Source organism: Propionibacterium sp. (assembly GCF_047719395.1).
Lineage (GTDB): Bacteria > Actinomycetota > Actinomycetes > Propionibacteriales > Propionibacteriaceae > Propionibacterium.
Genome location: NZ_JBDNTB010000028.1, coordinates 1 through 16,813, shown reverse-complemented (window position 1 = coordinate 16,813; position 16,813 = coordinate 1). Strand labels below are relative to the sequence as shown.

The 16,813-nt window shown below is 66.3% G+C and carries 21 protein-coding genes; 17 read left to right on the top strand and 4 right to left on the bottom strand.

Features of this window, described 5'->3' with window-relative positions; genetic code table 11:
* Positions 1-49: 49 nt before the first annotated feature.
* Complete coding sequence (locus ABF648_RS06535; protein WP_415631491.1) at positions 50-547, top strand: PH domain-containing protein; 498 nt, start codon at positions 50-52, stop codon at positions 545-547.
* 63 nt (positions 548-610) lie between these two features.
* The gene (locus ABF648_RS06530; RefSeq protein ID WP_415631490.1) at positions 611-1,195 is read left to right on the top strand and encodes a TetR/AcrR family transcriptional regulator; all 585 of its coding nucleotides are present in this window, start codon (positions 611-613) and stop codon (positions 1,193-1,195) included.
* Between the two features lie 36 nt (positions 1,196-1,231).
* On the opposite strand, the gene ABF648_RS06525 is transcribed toward ABF648_RS06530, so the two are convergent.
* Positions 1,232-1,948 carry a Type 1 glutamine amidotransferase-like domain-containing protein gene (locus ABF648_RS06525; RefSeq protein WP_415631489.1) on the bottom strand — a complete coding sequence of 239 codons (717 nt, stop codon included), beginning with the start codon at positions 1,946-1,948 and terminating at the stop codon, positions 1,232-1,234.
* Between the two features lie 207 nt (positions 1,949-2,155).
* On the opposite strand from ABF648_RS06525, the gene ABF648_RS06520 reads away from it, so the two are divergent.
* Both ABF648_RS06520 and purE read left to right on the top strand, forming a co-directional pair.
* Entirely contained in the window at positions 2,156-3,307 is a 1,152-nt protein-coding gene (locus tag ABF648_RS06520; RefSeq protein WP_415631488.1) for a 5-(carboxyamino)imidazole ribonucleotide synthase, read from the top strand.
* Between the two features lie 44 nt (positions 3,308-3,351).
* Positions 3,352-3,855, top strand: a complete 504-nt coding sequence (gene purE / locus ABF648_RS06515; protein WP_415631487.1) for a 5-(carboxyamino)imidazole ribonucleotide mutase — start codon at positions 3,352-3,354, stop codon at positions 3,853-3,855.
* A 50-nt stretch (positions 3,856-3,905) separates the two neighbouring features.
* Here purE and ABF648_RS06510 read toward each other — a convergent pair whose 3' ends face one another.
* Positions 3,906-5,261, bottom strand: a complete 1,356-nt coding sequence (locus ABF648_RS06510; RefSeq protein WP_415631486.1) for an LCP family protein — start codon at positions 5,259-5,261, stop codon at positions 3,906-3,908.
* Positions 5,262-5,432: 171 nt separating this feature from the next.
* Here ABF648_RS06510 and ABF648_RS06505 point away from each other — a divergent pair, with 171 nt between their 5' ends.
* From ABF648_RS06505 to ABF648_RS06495, 3 genes are all read left to right on the top strand, one after another.
* Positions 5,433-6,512, top strand: a complete 1,080-nt coding sequence (locus ABF648_RS06505; protein WP_415631485.1) for a mannose-1-phosphate guanylyltransferase — start codon at positions 5,433-5,435, stop codon at positions 6,510-6,512.
* Positions 6,513-6,601: 89 nt separating this feature from the next.
* On the top strand, positions 6,602-7,507 hold the full coding sequence (locus tag ABF648_RS06500; RefSeq protein WP_415631484.1) for a hypothetical protein: 906 nt from the start codon (positions 6,602-6,604) through the stop codon (positions 7,505-7,507).
* A 310-nt stretch (positions 7,508-7,817) separates the two neighbouring features.
* A complete protein-coding gene (locus tag ABF648_RS06495; RefSeq protein WP_415631483.1) occupies positions 7,818-8,078 on the top strand; it encodes a WhiB family transcriptional regulator in 261 nt (86 codons plus the stop codon).
* Between the two features lie 54 nt (positions 8,079-8,132).
* Here the strand turns inward: ABF648_RS06495 and ABF648_RS06490 are convergent, their stop codons facing one another.
* Positions 8,133-8,573: a metallopeptidase family protein gene (locus ABF648_RS06490; RefSeq protein WP_415631482.1), complete on the bottom strand. Its 441-nt coding sequence runs from the start codon at positions 8,571-8,573 to the stop codon at positions 8,133-8,135.
* Positions 8,574-8,611: 38 nt separating this feature from the next.
* Between ABF648_RS06490 and ABF648_RS06485 the strand changes: the two genes are divergently transcribed.
* The 5 genes from ABF648_RS06485 to ABF648_RS06465 are packed head-to-tail and all read left to right on the top strand — an operon-like array spanning position 8,612 to position 12,274.
* On the top strand, positions 8,612-9,031 hold the full coding sequence (locus tag ABF648_RS06485; RefSeq protein WP_415631481.1) for a DUF3499 domain-containing protein: 420 nt from the start codon (positions 8,612-8,614) through the stop codon (positions 9,029-9,031).
* A gap of 60 nt (positions 9,032-9,091) precedes the next feature.
* Complete coding sequence (locus ABF648_RS06480) at positions 9,092-9,904, top strand: HAD-IIB family hydrolase (RefSeq protein ID WP_415631480.1); 813 nt, start codon at positions 9,092-9,094, stop codon at positions 9,902-9,904.
* Between the two features lie 44 nt (positions 9,905-9,948).
* Positions 9,949-10,149, top strand: coding sequence for a Trm112 family protein (locus ABF648_RS06475; protein WP_415631479.1), 201 nt, complete (start codon positions 9,949-9,951; stop codon positions 10,147-10,149).
* 5 nt (positions 10,150-10,154) lie between these two features.
* On the top strand, positions 10,155-11,186 hold the full coding sequence (locus ABF648_RS06470; RefSeq protein ID WP_415631478.1) for a hypothetical protein: 1,032 nt from the start codon (positions 10,155-10,157) through the stop codon (positions 11,184-11,186).
* 53 nt (positions 11,187-11,239) lie between these two features.
* Positions 11,240-12,274 (top strand): cation diffusion facilitator family transporter, encoded by a 1,035-nt coding sequence (locus ABF648_RS06465; protein WP_415631477.1) that lies wholly within the window; start codon positions 11,240-11,242, stop codon positions 12,272-12,274.
* A gap of 14 nt (positions 12,275-12,288) precedes the next feature.
* On the opposite strand, the gene ABF648_RS06460 is transcribed toward ABF648_RS06465, so the two are convergent.
* Positions 12,289-12,558: a DUF3039 domain-containing protein gene (locus tag ABF648_RS06460; RefSeq protein WP_415631476.1), complete on the bottom strand. Its 270-nt coding sequence runs from the start codon at positions 12,556-12,558 to the stop codon at positions 12,289-12,291.
* A gap of 122 nt (positions 12,559-12,680) precedes the next feature.
* Between ABF648_RS06460 and ABF648_RS06455 the strand changes: the two genes are divergently transcribed.
* The 5 genes from ABF648_RS06455 to ABF648_RS06435 form a co-directional block, all read left to right on the top strand.
* Positions 12,681-14,114, top strand: coding sequence for an MFS transporter (locus ABF648_RS06455; RefSeq protein WP_415631475.1), 1,434 nt, complete (start codon positions 12,681-12,683; stop codon positions 14,112-14,114).
* Between the two features lie 69 nt (positions 14,115-14,183).
* On the top strand, positions 14,184-14,576 hold the full coding sequence (locus tag ABF648_RS06450; RefSeq protein WP_415631474.1) for a DUF3040 domain-containing protein: 393 nt from the start codon (positions 14,184-14,186) through the stop codon (positions 14,574-14,576).
* A 197-nt stretch (positions 14,577-14,773) separates the two neighbouring features.
* A complete protein-coding gene (gene mraZ / locus ABF648_RS06445) occupies positions 14,774-15,211 on the top strand; it encodes a division/cell wall cluster transcriptional repressor MraZ (protein ID WP_415631473.1) in 438 nt (145 codons plus the stop codon).
* A gap of 135 nt (positions 15,212-15,346) precedes the next feature.
* Positions 15,347-16,360 (top strand): 16S rRNA (cytosine(1402)-N(4))-methyltransferase RsmH, encoded by a 1,014-nt coding sequence (gene rsmH, locus ABF648_RS06440; RefSeq protein WP_415631507.1) that lies wholly within the window; start codon positions 15,347-15,349, stop codon positions 16,358-16,360.
* Positions 16,357-16,813: hypothetical protein (locus ABF648_RS06435; RefSeq protein ID WP_415631472.1), on the top strand; the 457-nt coding region annotated here is incomplete at its 3' end. The genes rsmH and ABF648_RS06435, both read left to right, overlap by 4 nt.

The following is a 16,813-nucleotide window of genomic DNA, read 5'->3' as shown; positions in this document are numbered from 1 at the left end:
GACGGGACTGACACAATGGTTCTTGCACTGGGAGCACTGGGAGGGATTCATGCTTGGGCGCCGGCACAAGGACTTCGCGCCGGATGAGCGGGTCATCGTCCGGTTCCGGACCAACCCTCGGGTGCTGATCCTTCCCATCGGGATCGTGATGCTGTTCTCCGGGGTTTTTGGGGTCATGATGGCCAATCTGCCGAGCTTCGTCGAACCATGGGGTGGTTACGCCCTCATCGTGATCTTCGCGGTCCTGCTGGTGATCTTCGCCGTCAATCCTTTTCTGCGCTGGGCCGCCACCAGCTACACCATCACCACGCACCGCGTCACATTGCGCGCGGGCGTCATCCGCCGTGTCGGACAGGATCTGCCGATCAACAGGATCAGCAATGTGGCCTACACGCGGGGCCTGCTGGACCGGATCGGAGGGTCCGGCACGATCCGGATCACGACCAGCGCTGACACATCCGTCTCCATCTCCGGTATTCCCGAGGTGCAGGACGTGTACAACCTGCTCGTCGACCTGATACACGCCAGCAGCTCGTCGAGATACTGAACCGGCTCGCCGGGTAGCGTGGAGGCCAAGCTGCCCACCCAGCGGGCCCTCTCGGAGGTGTCAATGCCCAGGATCAACGCACCCACAGTGCGGGAGCACCACGAGATGGTGCTCACCGGACTCATCGACGCCGCCGAAGCCGTGCTGCGCGAGGAGGGGCCGGGCGAGCTCACCGCGGCGGCGGTGAGTGCGCGTGCCGGGGTGGCTCGCAACTCCATCTACCGATACGTCACCTCGGTGGACGACCTGCGGGGGCTCGTGGTGCAGAGATACATGCCGGCCTGGTTCGCCGCAGTGCAGACGAGCATGGATGCCGCAGATGACCCCGGTGAGCAGATTGTCGCGTGGGCCCGGGCCAATCTGGAGCAGGCCACCACGGCCGGCCACGGTTGGCTGATGCGAGTGGGAGGGCATCGCCTGGATGCCGGCTCCGCACACACGGTGGATCAGGCTCACCACTCCCTGACAGGAGCTCTGCTGGAGCCGTGGTCGCGGATTGCACCCGGTCAGGCCAAGATCGCCGCAGCGATGACCTTCGGAATCCTCACCGCCTGCATGCGCCAGGTCGAGGCCGGCGACAGCTTCGATGCGGTGTGCGGGGCACTGGAGCGCGCGGTGCGCGGCCTGGTGTCCTCGCTGGCCAGCTGACAGGGCCATTGCCGGTTCGGCCGGGTTGTTCCGGGCTCACAACACCTCGGGGACGAGTGTCTCGCTCAGCACACCGCTTGACGTCGGTTCGCTGCTGGGCATGACGTGCAGGGCGTGAGGCCCCTCGCGTTCCGCGATGATCTTGTTGAGGGTTCCGTCCACGAAGTGCAGCGCCGCACCATCGTCCACCGCGTAGCCACCGGGGATGACGCCGGAGGCGACCGTCTGGGTGTACATCGCGCCGCGGTCCTCGCCGTCCAGATGGGGGCAGAAGCTGCCGGAGAGCAGGCCGAGGCCGCCGCGCCAGCCGCGCAGATCCCCGAAGCCGTCGGTGAGGCAGCCTTCGAACCAGCACGCAGCGCCGGCGGACAGGCCGCTGAACACGGTATTGCGGGAGCGGTCCCGGGCGATCCTGCGGAACAGCCTCGACACGCCGTGGGCCTCCCACAATGCCAGCAGGTTGACGGTGTTGCCGCCACCCACGACGAATACATCGGCGTCCGGCAAGCGAGCCACCGATTCTGCGGCACCTTGCCACAGCGTGAGCACCATGGTTCGCACCCCGAGGCCGGAGTAGGCCATCAGGAATTTGTTGATGTAGGGAGCGGAATCCGCTGACGCGGTCGGGACGAAGCACACCAGCGGTGAGGGAGAGCCCGACAGCTCGACGATGTATCGGTCCAAGCTGGTCGGTGCACCATTGGCCGCCATCGAGAAACCGCCGCCGCCCATTGCCACGATGTGAGTGCTCATGCGGTCATCATGTCACGGTGCCCGCAGGCTCTGATGGCGAATTTGGCCCACGGGTCTCTTGGTGCGTGTGCGCCCATCCGAGGCGTGGCGACCGGCTCTGGTCCCGACTGGAGTGACCACGTGAATGGGGCGCCCATGAGTCTCCCGGTGGCCTGTGCGCCCCTCTGGAGGATGGCGACCGGCTCTGGCCCCGACTAGGGTGACCACGTGAATGTGGCGCACACAGTCGGCATTATCGGTGGCGGCCAGCTGGCCCGGATGATGTACCAGGCCTCCATCGGCCTGGATCTGAACATCGCACTGCTGGCCGAGGGGCCGGACGTCAGTGCCGCACGCGTCGTGCACGACGTGACCGTCGGCGACTACACCGAAGCTCAGGTCGTCAAGGATTTCGCGGCGACCGTGGACGCCCTCACCTTCGACCATGAGCACGTGCCGACCCGTCTTCTGGAGGAACTGGAGGTCACCGGCCTGGCCGTGCGACCAGGGTCCGGGGCACTGGTATACGCCCAGGACAAGGCCCTCATGCGCGCCAAGCTGGGCGGTGAGCTGGGGCTTCCCTCACCTCGTTGGAGAATCTGCCCCGATGCCGAGGCCCTGCGTGCATTCGGCAACGAGACGGGCTGGCCGATCATCGCCAAGGAGTCTCGTGGCGGCTACGACGGCCACGGCGTCTGGCGCATCGATGGGCCAGACGACTGCGGGGAACCCTTCCAGGAGAGCCTGGAGGTGAGTGCGGGCGAGCGCGTCGAGATCATCGGCGAGGAATTCGTCGACTTCACCCGCGAGCTGTCGGTCATCGTGGCGCGCACTCCCGAGGGCGAGTGCGTCAGCTATCCGGTGAGCGAAACCGTGCAGGAGCACGGCATCTGCGTCGAAACCACCACACCTGCGCCAGGTATCGGTCCGGACCGGCAGGACGAGATCCAGCGGCTTGGGCGCGACATCGCCTCGGCGCTGGGTGTCGTCGGCCTGCTCGCCGTGGAGCTCATGGAGCGCCGTGACGGTGAGGTCGTGATCAACGAATTGGCCATGCGGCCGCACAACACGGGTCACTGGTCCATCGATGGCGCCGTGACGAGCCAGTTCGAGAATCACCTTCGCGCCGTGTCGGGCCTTCCGCTGGGTGACCCGACTGCCCGCCAGCCCTGGTGCACGATGCGCAATGTGCTCGGCGGCAGGCCCGATCTCACCGCCGGCATCGCGCATGTCGGCCGCGACGGTGGGTTGAAGGTGCACTTCTACGGGAAGACCATGAGGCCTGGTCGCAAGGTCGGTCACGTCACCAGCTATGGCAGTGACCTGGCCGACGTGCAGGCGAGAGCGCGCAGCGCAGCTGCATACCTGATGAATGAGTAGCGCCTCCTCGTGTCCGAGGGGGAGCAAGTCGAGGGGACGAGTGGATGAGTGAGCAGCAGCCCTTGGTGGGCATTGTGATGGGATCGGATTCGGACTGGCCCACCATGAAGCCCGCGGCCGATGTGCTGGGAGAGTTCGGGGTGGCCTTCGAGGCCGATGTGGTCTCCGCGCACAGGATGCCCGAGGAGATGGTGGCCTATGGCCGGCAGGCCCATCGCCGTGGTCTGCGGGTGATCATCGCCGGTGCCGGCGGGGCCGCCCATCTGCCCGGCATGCTGGCCGCGCTCACGCCTCTGCCCGTCGTGGGGGTGCCCGTGCCGCTGAAGAATCTCGAAGGAATGGATTCGCTGCTGTCGATCGTCCAGATGCCGTCGGGTGTGCCGGTGGCCACGGTCGCCATCGGCAATGCCCGCAATGCAGGTCTGCTGGCGGTGCGTGTCCTGGCTTGCGGGAACGACGAGCTGACCTCGAAGATGCTGGAATTCCAGGACTCGCTGCGCCAGGCCGCGTTGGACAAGGGTGCCGCAGTGCGCGGCCAGGTGAACTAGTTCGGTGAACTGAAGCCCGATCGTTGTCGGTGGCCGGGATGGGACGTCCCTCAGCTGGTGTACTGGCCCATCGTGGAGGTGTCGCCCTTCTCCAGTGATCCGAACATGGCTTCTGACTTGGCGGTGTCCAGGAGGACTACGGACTGGGTCCCGTCATCGGACCAGCCTGCCGGGTCGGCCACCGGCACCTGCACGGTGTAGCCGCCGCCCGAAGAGACCGACAGCATTCCCCTGACGGTGGCGATGAGCACGCCGGGGCCGGTGTCCTTGCCGCGGGTGAAGGAACCCGACAGCGCCTTGTTCACATTCCACCAGCGCACCGGGTTGAGCACCGTGCTGGGCTTCTTCAGCTTGGCGGCCACCTTGGAGACCACCTCGCGCTGGCGTTTGGCCCTGCCCAGATCGCCTTCCGGGTCGCCGTAGCGGTGCCGCACATAGCCGAGCGCATTGTCCCCGTTGAGGGTCTGGCAGCCCGCGGGCAGATTGATGTTGGCCTTCTCGTCATCCATGGGGGCGTCGAGACACACGTTGATACCGTTCACGGCGTCCACCACATTCGCGAAACCGTCGAATCCGATCTCCATGTAGCCATCGATGCGCAGGCCGGAGTAGTTCTCCACGGTCTGCACCAGCAGTTGCGGGCCACCATAGGAGAAGGCCGCATTGATCTTGTCCTTGCCGTAGCCAGGAATGTTCACATAGGAATCTCTGGGCACGCTGATCAGCACAGACTTCCCACTCGGGGGCACGTACAGGATCATGATCGTGTCGGTGCGCCCACCGTCGGCATCGCCAGTGCCCAGTTCGTCCTTCTGCGCCTGCGTGAGGTCACTTCGCGAATCGCTGCCCACCAGCAGGATCGCGGTGCCTGGCTGATTTCCGGGTCTGGTACCGGCAGGTGCCCAGTCCACCTGCGGCATGTCCGACCACGCCTTGATGGGAACCGCCACGATGTAGACGGCCCAGCACAGCAGCAGGACGAGCAATGCGACGAGTGTGCGCCGTACCGGATGCCGGCGCTTGGGGGGTACTCGCACCGAGGGCGGAAGGGGGCCGGCCGCAGCCGGTGCGGAGGGCGGAAACCGAGGGCCTGCCGGAGCGGGGTGGGGCCGTGAATAGCTCTTGGGTGTTTGCGAAGCCCGGGAATCAGCAAGCGGCCGTGGCGGGGGGTGGGGGGGCGGCTGGCCGCCCGGGTGCGATTGGGCGGCTCGGAGTCGGTCCTGCCGGTGCTGGCGTGCCGCCTTCTGGGCCAGGTATTCACGTTCGCGGCGCTCGATGTCGGCGGTGTTGGAGATGTTGGTGACCCGTCCCTGGTCGGGTTGGCGGGCGGCATCGGCTCCCTCGCCGTGGTGGTAGAGCCAGTCCAGGTCCTCCCGGCGGCTCTCCTCATCGCGCGGATCTGCCATGGGCGACACGCTACCGGCAGTGGCTGTGCCGAAGCTCATGGGCCGGTGTGATCCTCGGATGGATGTGACGATGCCCCGGAATTCGAGGGCCGGTCGGTGACGGCAGATCAAGCCTGCAACAGGCCGGAGCGCCTGCCGGTGCTGGGGAATGCGGGCCGGTATCGTGACGCCGTGAGATATGCAGTCATCATGGCGGGCGGATCCGGTACGCGTCTGTGGCCGTTGAGCCGCCAGGGCGAGCCCAAGCAGCTTCTTCGGCTGATCGGGGGAAAGAGTCTGCTCCGGTTGGCCTACGAGAGGGTTGCTCCCGTGGTGGGTGCCGGCCACGTGCTGGTGTGCACCGGCGCAGCCTATGCCGGCGAGGTGCTCGCCCAACTGCCGGAGATCTCACCGCAGAATCTGCTGGGCGAGCCGGTCGGGCGTGACTCCCTCAATGCGGTGGCCTGGCCTGTGGCTGTGCTCGCAGCCCGTGATCCGCAGGCCGTGGTGGCGATGGTGACAGCCGACCAGCTCATCGAACCGGTCGAGTTGTTCGGGCAGCGCCTGAAGACCGCCTTCGAAGTGGCCGAGAAGGATGCTGACGCCCTGGTGACCTTCGGTGTCGTGCCGGACGGCCCGCAGACCGGATTCGGCTATCTGCACCGTGGCGCGACCGTGGCCGGATTCGACCAGGTCAGCGAAGTCATCGAGTTCAAGGAGAAGCCGGACGCCCAGACTGCCCAGCGCTATCTGGGCTCGGGGGAGTACTGGTGGAATTCGGGGATGTTCGTCTGGCAGGCTGCCACCCTGCTGCGCCAGTTGCAGGCACTCAAGCCGGCAACTCATGAGGCAGTGCTCCGGCTTGCCGCCCATCCGGACCAGCTGGCCACCATCTACCCCGAGTTGGAGAAGACCTCTGTGGACTTCGCCGTCATGGAGCCGGTGAGCCGCGGGCAGGGCAGCGCGCATGTCGTCGCGGTGGCGCTCGACTCCCGGTGGGCCGATGTCGGCAGTTTCGCAAGCCTGTACACCGAGCTTCCGCACGATGACTCCGGCAATGCCGTGCAGGGGAGCGTGGTGGCCGACGACACCACCGGTTGCCTGCTGATCAATGCCGAACCGGATGGTTCGGTGCTGGCCGTCACCGGGCTGCGCCAGATGGTTGTGGTGCGCACCTCCACCGCGACGATGGCCTGCCCGATGGAGGCCTCCCAGCAAGTCAAGGGTCTGTCGCTCCGGGTGGCGCGCGATATCGACCCCGCGCTGGCCTGATCGTCCGGGCGAAGTGCCAGGAGCCGGAATGTGTCGTCGACGGTGGCGTCTGCGGATCGAGAGATGATGGTGACCGGGAGGACTTCGACATGGCTGAGCTCATGAGACGATTCCGGGAGCCGATTACCTGGTTGCTGCTCGGTGTGACGGTGCTCTACGTCGTGCTGGACCTGGCCAAACTCGGCTGGGCGGTCCTGCACGATCATCTCGGGCTCGTCGCCTCGGCCCGCCAGATCACCACATCTGTGGGGCTGGTGTGGATACTGCTCGATCTCGCCATGGTGCTGTGCTGCGTCCTCATCCGGCCACGGATTCACCGCTCCGTGCTCGTGACCCGCACTGCCGCCATCGTCGTCACGGTGGTCGTCGGCTACGACTTGTTCCTGCTCGTCGCCGGGGTCGCCGGTGCGGGCTCCGTCTTCGGCGGCGTGCTCGAGGTGGTCGGTGGCCTGCTCGAGGTGCTGTGCAAGGCTGTCGTCGCGGCGGTGCTGTGGCGGATCGCTCGGATCCTCACCACCCGTCACCGCGCCGCGGTGTCCGGAACGAGCTCGAAGCCGGTCGGAACTCAGCCGGTGTGGCAGCCCAATGATGCTGCCGGCGTCAGTTGGGGGAGGGCTGCGGATGCTGCTGGTATGGATCCGGCCGCTGCTGATCACGCGGGCCCTTCAGCTGACAATGAGCAGGCTGCCGCCCCTCCTGAACAGAACTGGACACGAGGTGGCAGCGTCCAGGGTCTGCACCCGGCTTCCGGTGACGTCGGCCCTGGAACCACGGGCGTGGCGGGGCACGGACCCTCGCCCGCGCATCCGGGAGCACCATGGCTGACCGCCGCCGAACAGGCCGCCGGGCTCGAACCGCCGTCCTTGGGCGATGTGGACCCGGACAACCGATCGGCAGCGGCACATGCAACCTCTGAGGATGGTTCCCCGGACATCGCGCCGACAGCTGGTGAGCTGCGATCCCGATGGCTGCCGCCGTCGTCCGAGGAGCACTGAAACACCCCGCTGGCAGGACGACTGCCCAGGCTCAGCGCCCCCTATCGGCCTTATCGGCGGAGTTCGCCGCGCCATTTCTCCGCAGCTGCGGAGAGGTCATACCTCGGTCCTGCATGCTCGACGAGGATGAGATCTGCCGTGAAAGTAATCGCGGAAGACTTTCCTGGTTTGACGTGAACACCTCGGCAGTCATGTAATTTCACTGTTGTGATTCGTTCGTACGGGTGCGCGCCGCCAACGCGTTGATCACCTGTTCGGCTGTGGGCAGCGTCGCTGCGTGCCGTAAGTGATCGTGCTGAGAGGAAGACTGATGCCGGAATTGTTGTCCACCATGAGTTCGGACGACGAGACTGCGTTGGAGTGGCAGGAGCGTGCGCTGTGCGCCCAAACCGATCCCGAGGCATTCTTTCCCGAGAAGGGCGGCTCGACGCGGGAGGCCAAGAAGGTCTGCCAGTCGTGCACCGTACGTGCCCAGTGCTTGGAATATGCACTCGCCCATGATGAGCGGTTCGGGATTTGGGGCGGCCTGTCAGAGCGCGAGAGACGGTGCCTGCGGCGCCAGGCAGTCTGACCGGCCCGCACCGTCAGGCGGTCTGGCAGACGGTGCGATTCCAGACGGTGCGATTCAGTCCTCGCCCTCGTCAGGATCGATCTCATCCACGGAGCGCCCGGTGAGGGCGACGATCTGGTCCACCAGGGTCTCGTGCACCAATTCCCGCAGGTCGTCGCGATCGGCGGCCCGTCGCTCCAGCGGACGCCGATAGATCACCACCCGAGGATGCCGGCCTCCCACTGCTTCAACGGCTGCGGCAAGGGGCACGGCATCGTATTCGCCGACGTTGTTCCACAGCGTCCGGGCATCGGGAACTTCGTCGACGCCGATGTCGATCTCGTCGATCACGTCTGGACAGTGGGAGGCAACATCCGCGATGGCGTCCTGGACGCACATCAGGAAGTACTGGGCTCCGCGCGGCCGGTGCGGCACGGGAACGGGCCTGCTGGTGAGGGGATTCGGCAGGGCAAGCGGCCCACGCAGGCCGCGTCCGTGGCGGTCGCGGGTGTGCATGATGTCCAGGGTAGACGTGTCAACACCAGACTTCCGCCGTGTCATGTCCTGGAGTGTCGCAGCGGAGGACTAGCCTGTTGCCGGTGAAGGACAGGCGGTGTTCCCGGAGTGGCTGCAATGAGCGGGCCGTGGCCACACTCACCTTCGTCTACGCCGATTCCACCGCCGTGATCGGTCCCCTGGCCGCTCAGGCCGAGCCCGGCAGCTACGACCTGTGCAGCGCCCACGCGCACTCGATGAGCGTGCCGCGAGGCTGGGAGGTCATCCGGCTCACAGATGCCGAGGACGAAGCCCCCGAACCCGACGAGGACGATCTGCTGGCCTTGGCCAATGCCGTGCGGGAGATCGGTTTCGGTCAGGGTCCGGACCTTCCATCCCAGCCGGACGAGGCCAATGTCGTCGAGCTTGCCCACAGGGGCCATCTGCGAGTGATCGCCGACCGGGGCGGGAGGCGCTGAACGCCGGCCACCGTGCCCGATGGATCAGCGTCACCAGCCAGGTGCATTAGGCTGACGCCCATGGGAAAAAGCTGTCGTGAAGGTTTTCCGGCTCTCGTTGCTTTCGACCTGGACGACACGCTGGCCCCGTCGAAGTCTGCGCTGTCCCCAGAAATGTGCAGGGCCTTGGCCCTTTTGCTCGAGGTGCGTCCCGTGTGCATCATCTCCGGTGGCCGCTTCTCGCAGTTGGAGGAGCAGGTACTGCGCCGGCTGCCGGCGTCGGCGCAAGTGGACCAGTTGCACATCATGCCGACCTGCGGAACTCGTTACATGCGCTTCCGGGACGGGGGGTGGACGCAGTTGTACGCCCACGACCTGAGCCAGGCTGAGCGGGACACGGCCATCGCGGCGCTGGAGAACCGTGCCAGGCAACTCGGCCTGTGGGAGCCCGACGACATCGTGCGTGGCGGGCGCATCGAGGACCGTGGTTCCCAGATCACTTTCTCGGCCCTGGGTCAGCAGGCGACGGTCGCCGTCAAGAAGGCCTGGGATCCCAGCGGCGACAAGCGGGAACGCCTGCGTGCCGCAGTTGCTGCGGACCTTCCGGATCTTGAGGTGCGAGCCGGTGGTTCCACCTCCATCGACATCACCCGGCGGGGCATCGACAAGGCCCATGGCATGAAGGAGCTGGCCACCCACACGGGCATTTCCCTGGACGACATGCTCTTCGTCGGGGACAGGCTGGAGCCGGGCGGCAACGATTATCCGGTTCGGGCTCTCGGTGTCGCCTGTCATGCGGTGACCGGCCCGGACGAGACGCTGGAATTCCTGGCGCGGCTGACTCCGGCGCTTCACAGTGGTTCTGAACCGGCGCTTGACCTGCTACCGGCCTGACTGACTTCCAGCTGTCTGAATACTCGCGAGCGAGGAGAACTGCAGTGACGACAACATCCGAGTTTGATCTCTCGGCGGCCTTCCTGGACATCGCTGCCTGCCCCGACTGCCATGCCAAACTGGCTGTCGACTACGAGCGTGGCGAGCTGGTCTGCACAAATGGCGCGTGCGGGCTCGCCTATCCGGTGCAGGGCGGCATCCCCGTGCTGCTCGTGGACCAGGCCCGTCACGTGGATCAGGACTGATGGACATGACTGAATTCGACGATTCCGCACTCGACGATCCCGATGTGCTCGCCGGGGCCGACGAATCCCTGCGCTTCCTCGCCGGTGCAGGTGCGCGCATCCGCATGGAGTCCGACTCGGTGACCGTTCCTGACTTCGGGGCGGGCCTGCGTCCCCGCGGCGTCATCATCGTCGGGCAGGAGTCCCGCCTGGTTCGCGCCGTGCTGGAACCCTGCTGCCCGGTGCCTTTCGTCGCGTGGCCCTTCGCCGGGCTGCCGGCCTGGGTGGGCTCCCTCGATCTCGTCGTCGTGCTGGCTTCCCAGGATGGCTCCGACGAGGCTCTCGTCTCGTCCGCCGCCGAGGCCAATCGCCGTGGCGCCGCATTGCTGGTGGCCACCGCGATGAACTCCAAGGTGTGGCAGGCCGCGGCGGGATCCTCAAGCCTGCTGGTACCCACCTCCACCGGCGATCCGCTTGCTGCCGCCATCGTGCTCATGTCGATCCTGCACGACATCGAGCTCGGCCCCGATGTGGTGCCGGCCGACACCGCGGAAGTCGCAGACATGGTCGCCGAGGAGTCCTCCCCCTACCACGACCTGTCCAACAATGGCGCCAAGGATCTGGCCGCCGGGCTCGCCGATGCCCTGCCCTTGGTATGGGGCGGTTCCGTGCTGGCCGCTCGTGCCTCCCGCAGGGTGGCTGAGGCCCTTCGCCGCGCCACTGGACGGCCTGCACTGGCCGTCGGCAGCGAGGAGCTCCTTCCGGTCATCGAGGGTGCCGTGCCCAGAGATCCCTTTGCCGACCCCGACGAGCTGCACGAATCCCAGCGTCCGGTCCTGCTGGTGCTCAACGACATGGCCGACAACCCCGCGATGGCCATCCAGCGCCGCCAGCTCCTCGGAGCCGCGGAAGCCCATGATGTGCGGATCTGCACCCTCGACGCCGGGCGCGGCAGTGATGTGGATCGCTATGTCACCCTGTTGCAGAAAGGCCTCTACGGCGCCGCATATGTGCGCATCGGGCTCAGCGGTGGCAGTGCTGGTGGTCCACAGATCTGATGCCTGGAGAAGCTCGGAGGGGATCGCAGGATCCCAGGGCGCCCAAGACGTCCGTGCCCATCGCCCCCACGCACGCGCAGCGTGCGGCCGAGCCGACACATCGGGACCGTTCCGGTGGCGAAGTCGACCCTGGGGGAGGAACTCGGGCCACCATCGCCGCACTGCTGGCCAATCTTGCGATTGCAGTGACGAAGTTCATCGCCTGGCTGCTCACCGGTGCCAGCTCGATGCTCTCGGAGGCCATCCACTCCTTCGCCGACACCGGCAACCAGGTGCTGCTGCTGATGGGCAATCGCCGTGGGCAGCGCGCGGCCAATGCCATTCATCCCTTCGGCTATGGCCGCCAGCGCTACATCAACGCCTTCGTGGTCTCCATCGTGCTGTTCAGCGTCGGCGGTCTGTTCGCCCTGTACCAGACGGTGCACAAGCTCATCGAGGTTGCTCGCGGCGAACCCGATGAATTGCTCAACTCCGCCTGGTGGTGGGTTCCGCTGGTGGTGCTGGGCCTGAGCATGATCGCGGAATCGCTGAGTTTCCGTACCGCCCTGCGGGAGTCCGATGCGCAGCGCGAGGGCGTCGGCCTGCTCGGTTTCGTGCACGACGCGCGCGCCCCCGAATTGCCGGTGGTCTTGCTGGAGGATTCTGCGGCCCTGCTCGGTCTGGTCTTCGCCCTGCTCGGCGTGGGTCTTACGCTGCTCACCAGCAATGGCCTATTCGATGCCCTCGGCGCGGGCATGATCGGCCTGCTGCTCATCGCGGTGGCCGTGATGCTGGGTGTCGAGATGCAGAGCCTGCTGCTGGGGGAATCGGCAACACCGGAGACGACGGCTGTCATCGTCTCCGCCCTCACCCAGACCCCGGGCATCGAGTCGGTGATTCACATGAAGACGGTTCATGTGGGGCCGGACAAGGTGCTGGTCGCGGCAAAGATCGCCGTGGCGCCGACCGACAGCGCAGAATATGTCTCCGCCGTCATCGATGCTGCGGAGCGCAATATTCGTGATGCGGAGCCGATCTGCACGTACATCTACCTGGAACCCGACATCCGCCGGGAGCCATACCGGGCTGTTCGAGGCATGGCGCGATAGCCAGCGGGCTGGGGTCAGCGATCCGGGCCCTTGTCCTTTCCCGGACGCATTGTCTCCCAGATCTCCTTGCAGGTGGGGCAGACCGGGAAGTTCTCAGGATTGCGGGTGGGCACCCAGACCTTGCCGCACAGCGCCACCACCGGTGTGCCGTTGACCATGGCCTCCATGAGCTTGCCCTTGGGCACATAGTGACTGAAGCGCTCCTCGTCGCCCTCCTCATGGACGGGCTGGGTGCGCTCCTTGAGGATGGTCTGCGACTGCGATCCAGGTGCCAGCTGACTCATGCCCACTATGGTGGCACAGTGGGCAAATGGCCACTTTCCAGACCGACCGGGGCACGGCATCTGAGGGATGGCGCACGTCGCAGTCTGCGGTGCATGCCGCTTTTGTTGTGTGATTGTCCGTCGTGATCTCCCACGCCGCCTCGCGCAGCTCGCGTCGCGCCCTGGTCGCGGCGATCCTGATCGGAGTGCTCTCGGTGGCATCGGAGGCCTACGGAACTCTCACCGCCATGCCGACGGTCGCGAGCCACTTCGGCCACCTGGAGCTGTACGACTGGGCCTTCACCCTGTTCATGACCGCGCAGGTCTTCGGCATCGTCCTCGCGGGGCGCGCCTGCGACCGGATCGGTGTGCTCGTGCCACTGATCACCGGCTTCCTGTTGTTCGCCGCCGGGCTGGCAGGCGCCGGAGCCGCACGGAGCATGGATGTCCTGCTCGCAATGCGTCTCATCCAAGGGCTCGGCGGCGGATTCCTCAATGTCGCCCTCATGGTGCTCGTCGGCAGATTCTTCAGCGACGAGGAGCGTCCCCGCATCATGGCCCTGCTCTCCTTCTGCTGGGTGCTTCCCAGCTTCGTCGGGCCGCCGGTGGCCGCCTTCGTCACCGACCATTTCGGCTGGCACTGGGTCTTCTGGGGCCTGATCCCGGTACTCGCCGCGGGACTGGTGGTGGGTGGGCCTCCCATGCATGAGGTGGCACGCTCCGATCGCGCGCAGCGCTCCCGCGGGAAGTACTCGAATGCAGCTCCTGGGACCGGGGCCGGGAGTGCAGGGCAGGTGCCGATCTGGGCCGCGGGAGCCGCGGCCGCCGGAGCTGCGCTCATCCAATATGCCGGCCATCGCCTGGACCGGATCGCCACCGCGGCAGCGCTGGCCGGGGTGCTGGCACTGGCTGTCTCGGTGCCAGCGATCATGCCGCGCGGATTCCTGCGCGCGGCACCCGGACTTCCCTCGGTGATCGGATCGCGGGGCCTGGCCACCGGCGCCTTCATGACATCGGAGACCTACCTGATCCTGGTGCTCACCCAGGCGCACGGCCTGAGCCTGCATGCGGTGGGCTTCATGCTGAGCGCAGGTGCCGTCGGCTGGTCGGTCGGTTCGTGGGTGCAGGCCAGGCCCCGGTTGGGCCTGCGCCGCGACCAGATCATCATGCTCGGTGCGGCAGTGAATCTCCTCGGCGTCGTGGGCATGTTCTGCTGTGCCGTACTCCTCGTGCTGCCGGTCGCGCTGATGATCGCCTGCTATGCGGTGTCCGGCTTCGGCATGGGCCTGCTCGTGTCGAGCACCTCGCTCGCGGTCATGACGCTCAGCAGACCTGCACAACTGGGCCGCTGGACCTCTTCGCTGCAGGTCTGCGAGGGACTTGGCAATTCGCTGGTGGTAGGGCTTGCCGGATCGGTCTATGCGACCCTGCACCTGGGCCAGCACTGGAGCACCGTTTTCGGCGCGGTCTACCTCGTCCCCACCATCGTCGCGGTCGTCTGTTTGGTCGTGTCCGTCCGTGTCGGGCCGGTGCACGACACCACATCCGGCACCGGTATTCACCTGAGCGGGGATTGACATTTCTTCCGTGTCCGGGGCGCCCTAGACTGGCTATATCAGTGGACAACGCCGTGAAGGAGGCGTGTGATGCCCCTATCCAATGAAGAGCAGCGCATGCTTGAGGAGCTCGAAGCGTCTCTTGTGGCGGACGATCCCCATCTCGCGCACACCCTCGGGGCGTCCAAGACGCCACGGCAGGTGCATGGCCGCCGGGTCGGTCTGGCCGGGGCGGGTTTCATCGTCGGCCTGGTGCTGCTGCTGGTCGGCATGCAGACGTCATTCATCGTCAGTGTCGTCGGTTTCGTCGTCATGCTGGGTTGCGCGATCTTCGGTCTCGGCTCCCTGCGAATGGCCAGCCAGGATTCACCGAAGAGTGCCAAGAAGACCAAGAACAAGAAGCAATCGCCCTCCTCGGGTGCCTTCATGAACAAGATGGAGGACCGCTGGCGCAAACGCCAGAACGACGACGGCACCGCCTGATCGCTTCCGACCCGCGGCAGCCACGCACTGCGAGACGCCGCTCATCCCCGGGCATCAGCCCGGGGTTTTTTCATGCCCTGCGGTGGTGGCATGGCTGACCCCATGGAAGGGCTTTCATGGTGGTTGAGTGGAGTGAAATGGAGTAATGTGGCGCGCAGTGGAGCAGTTGACCCCGATCGGGGAGCGAGGGGGACCCAGTGTTCTTGGGTACGCACACCCCCAAGCTCGACGAGAAGGGTCGATTCTTCCTACCGGCAAAGTTTCGTGACGAACTCGCTGAGGGTCTGGTCATCACGCGGTCCCAGGATCGCTGCCTGGCCATCTACCCGATGGCGACCTTCGTCACCATGACCCGGCCGGTGAGCACCGCTCCGGCGACTCTCAGGCAGGTCCGCGACTTCCAGCGCATGCTGGCAGCGGGGGCCAGCGACGAGGTTCCGGACAAGCAAGGACGGGTCACGATCCCTCCGGCGCTGCGGACCTATGCGGGCCTCGGCAAGGAGATCGTGGTGGTCGGTGCCATCAACCGGGTCGAAGTGTGGGACGCCGCCGGTTGGGAGGCCTACTCCGCTGCACAGGAGGACGTCTTCGCGCAGATGAACGAGGAAATCCTCACCGATGATGCTGGCCACTGACTGCGGTGTGCGGCTTCAGTCCGGGCTTGACCCCCTGGCACACCTTCCCCGGTGCCAGGTGGCCGGACCACCCGGACTGGAACCGGATGCCGCAGTCTTCATTGCCAGGAGTCTTGCCACGGGGGAGGCCTGATGATGCGGCCGACGAACTCCTCGGCGGATGAGCCATCACCAGATCCCGCGGGCATTCACATTCCGGTGATGGCCGATCGCGTCGTCGAACTGTTGTCCCCTGCGCTGGACCATGACGGAGCCGTCTACGTGGACGGCACGCTGGGCATGGCCGGACACGCTTCTCTCGTACTGGCCGCCAGTCCCGGTGCACGGCTGATCGGAATCGACCAGGACGCCGATGCGTTGACCCTGGCCGCCACCAGGTTGAGCCGGTTCGGCGAACGGGTGCACCTGGTCAGGGCCCGTTTCGACGAGCTTCCGGAGGTACTCGCCGACGCGGGTGTGTCCGGCATCGATGCGATGCTGCTGGACCTCGGCCTGTCGAGCTTGCAGATCGACCGTGCCGACCGGGGCTTCGCCTACCGGGTGGACGCCCCTCTGGACATGCGCATGGACGATCGCAACGAGCTCACCGCGGCCCGCATCCTCAATGAGTACGAGCCCGCTCAGTTGGTCAAGGTGCTGCGCAACTACGGCGAGGAGAAGCAGGCACCTCGCATCGTGCGGGCCATCGTCGCGGAGCGGGCACAGGAGCCTTTTGACAGTTCAGCGCGGTTGGTGCGCGTCATCGAGTCGGCGATCCCCGCAGCTGTCCGGGCGCGCTCCACCGGGCACCCCGCGAAGCGGACATTTCAGGCGCTGCGTATCGAGGTCAACGGTGAGTTGGCTGCCTTGGCGGGGGTGCTGCCTGAGATGCTGGAGCACATGGTGTGTGATGCTCGGGCCGCGGTGCTCGCCTACCACTCACTGGAGGATCGGATCGTCAAGCAGGTCTTCGCCACGGCCAGCCATGACTCGGCCCCCGCTGGTCTGCCCGTCGTCCCCGAGGGGATGAAGGCACGTTTCGCCTTGCTGACCCGAGGTGCTGAGCGGCCCGGGTCCCAGGAGCTGGCCGGTAATCCCCGTGCCGGATCCGCCCGGTTGAGGGCCGTACGACGAATCCGTGAGGATGCGCCGTCCGGGGGCATGCGATGAGCAGCACCGCGAATTCCGATGGAGCCAACCAGGGGTCTGACACCGCCACGAGGCCGCCGCGCGGCTGGCGGGGCACCTGGGCGGGCATCCCATTCATCGCCGTGCTGTTGACCATCCTGGGCCTGGGGATGGCCGGCATCCTCATTCTCAACACATCCATTCAGCAGCAGGAGAACCAGTTGGAGGGATTGCAGTCCCAGGCCCAGGCCGCCGGATATCGCCAGGCTCTGCTGCAGGGTCAGGTGGATCAGCTGAGCACCACCGATGTGCTTGCGGCCCAGGCCGCCAATCTGGGCATGGTGCCCAACACGAATCCGGTGATCATCGAGATGCCCTCGGGCCAGGTGGTCGGGAGTCCGCCGCCGGCTCCGGCGCGCGCTCTTCCTGGGGTGGGCCGGCCCCAGCAGGTTGCGTACCCCCCACCGGACCTCTGCATAATACCTGAGCCGACGG

Bases quoted from the DNA above. Each gene is read 5' to 3' on its own strand.
- ABF648_RS06535 (WP_415631491.1), top strand. From the start codon at position 50: ATGCTTGGGCGCCGGCACAAGGACTTCGCGCCGGATGAGCGGGTCATC.
- ABF648_RS06530 (WP_415631490.1), top strand. From the start codon at position 611: ATGCCCAGGATCAACGCACCCACAGTGCGGGAGCACCACGAGATGGTG.
- ABF648_RS06525 (WP_415631489.1), bottom strand. From the start codon at position 1,948: ATGAGCACTCACATCGTGGCAATGGGCGGCGGCGGTTTCTCGATGGCG.
- purE (WP_415631487.1), top strand. From the start codon at position 3,352: ATGAGTGAGCAGCAGCCCTTGGTGGGCATTGTGATGGGATCGGATTCG.
- ABF648_RS06510 (WP_415631486.1), bottom strand. From the start codon at position 5,261: ATGGCAGATCCGCGCGATGAGGAGAGCCGCCGGGAGGACCTGGACTGG.
- ABF648_RS06500 (WP_415631484.1), top strand. From the start codon at position 6,602: ATGGCTGAGCTCATGAGACGATTCCGGGAGCCGATTACCTGGTTGCTG.
- ABF648_RS06495 (WP_415631483.1), top strand. From the start codon at position 7,818: ATGCCGGAATTGTTGTCCACCATGAGTTCGGACGACGAGACTGCGTTG.
- ABF648_RS06490 (WP_415631482.1), bottom strand. From the start codon at position 8,573: ATGCACACCCGCGACCGCCACGGACGCGGCCTGCGTGGGCCGCTTGCC.
- ABF648_RS06480 (WP_415631480.1), top strand. From the start codon at position 9,092: ATGGGAAAAAGCTGTCGTGAAGGTTTTCCGGCTCTCGTTGCTTTCGAC.
- ABF648_RS06470 (WP_415631478.1), top strand. From the start codon at position 10,155: ATGACTGAATTCGACGATTCCGCACTCGACGATCCCGATGTGCTCGCC.
- ABF648_RS06460 (WP_415631476.1), bottom strand. From the start codon at position 12,558: ATGAGTCAGCTGGCACCTGGATCGCAGTCGCAGACCATCCTCAAGGAG.
- ABF648_RS06450 (WP_415631474.1), top strand. From the start codon at position 14,184: ATGCCCCTATCCAATGAAGAGCAGCGCATGCTTGAGGAGCTCGAAGCG.
- rsmH (WP_415631507.1), top strand. From the start codon at position 15,347: ATGCGGCCGACGAACTCCTCGGCGGATGAGCCATCACCAGATCCCGCG.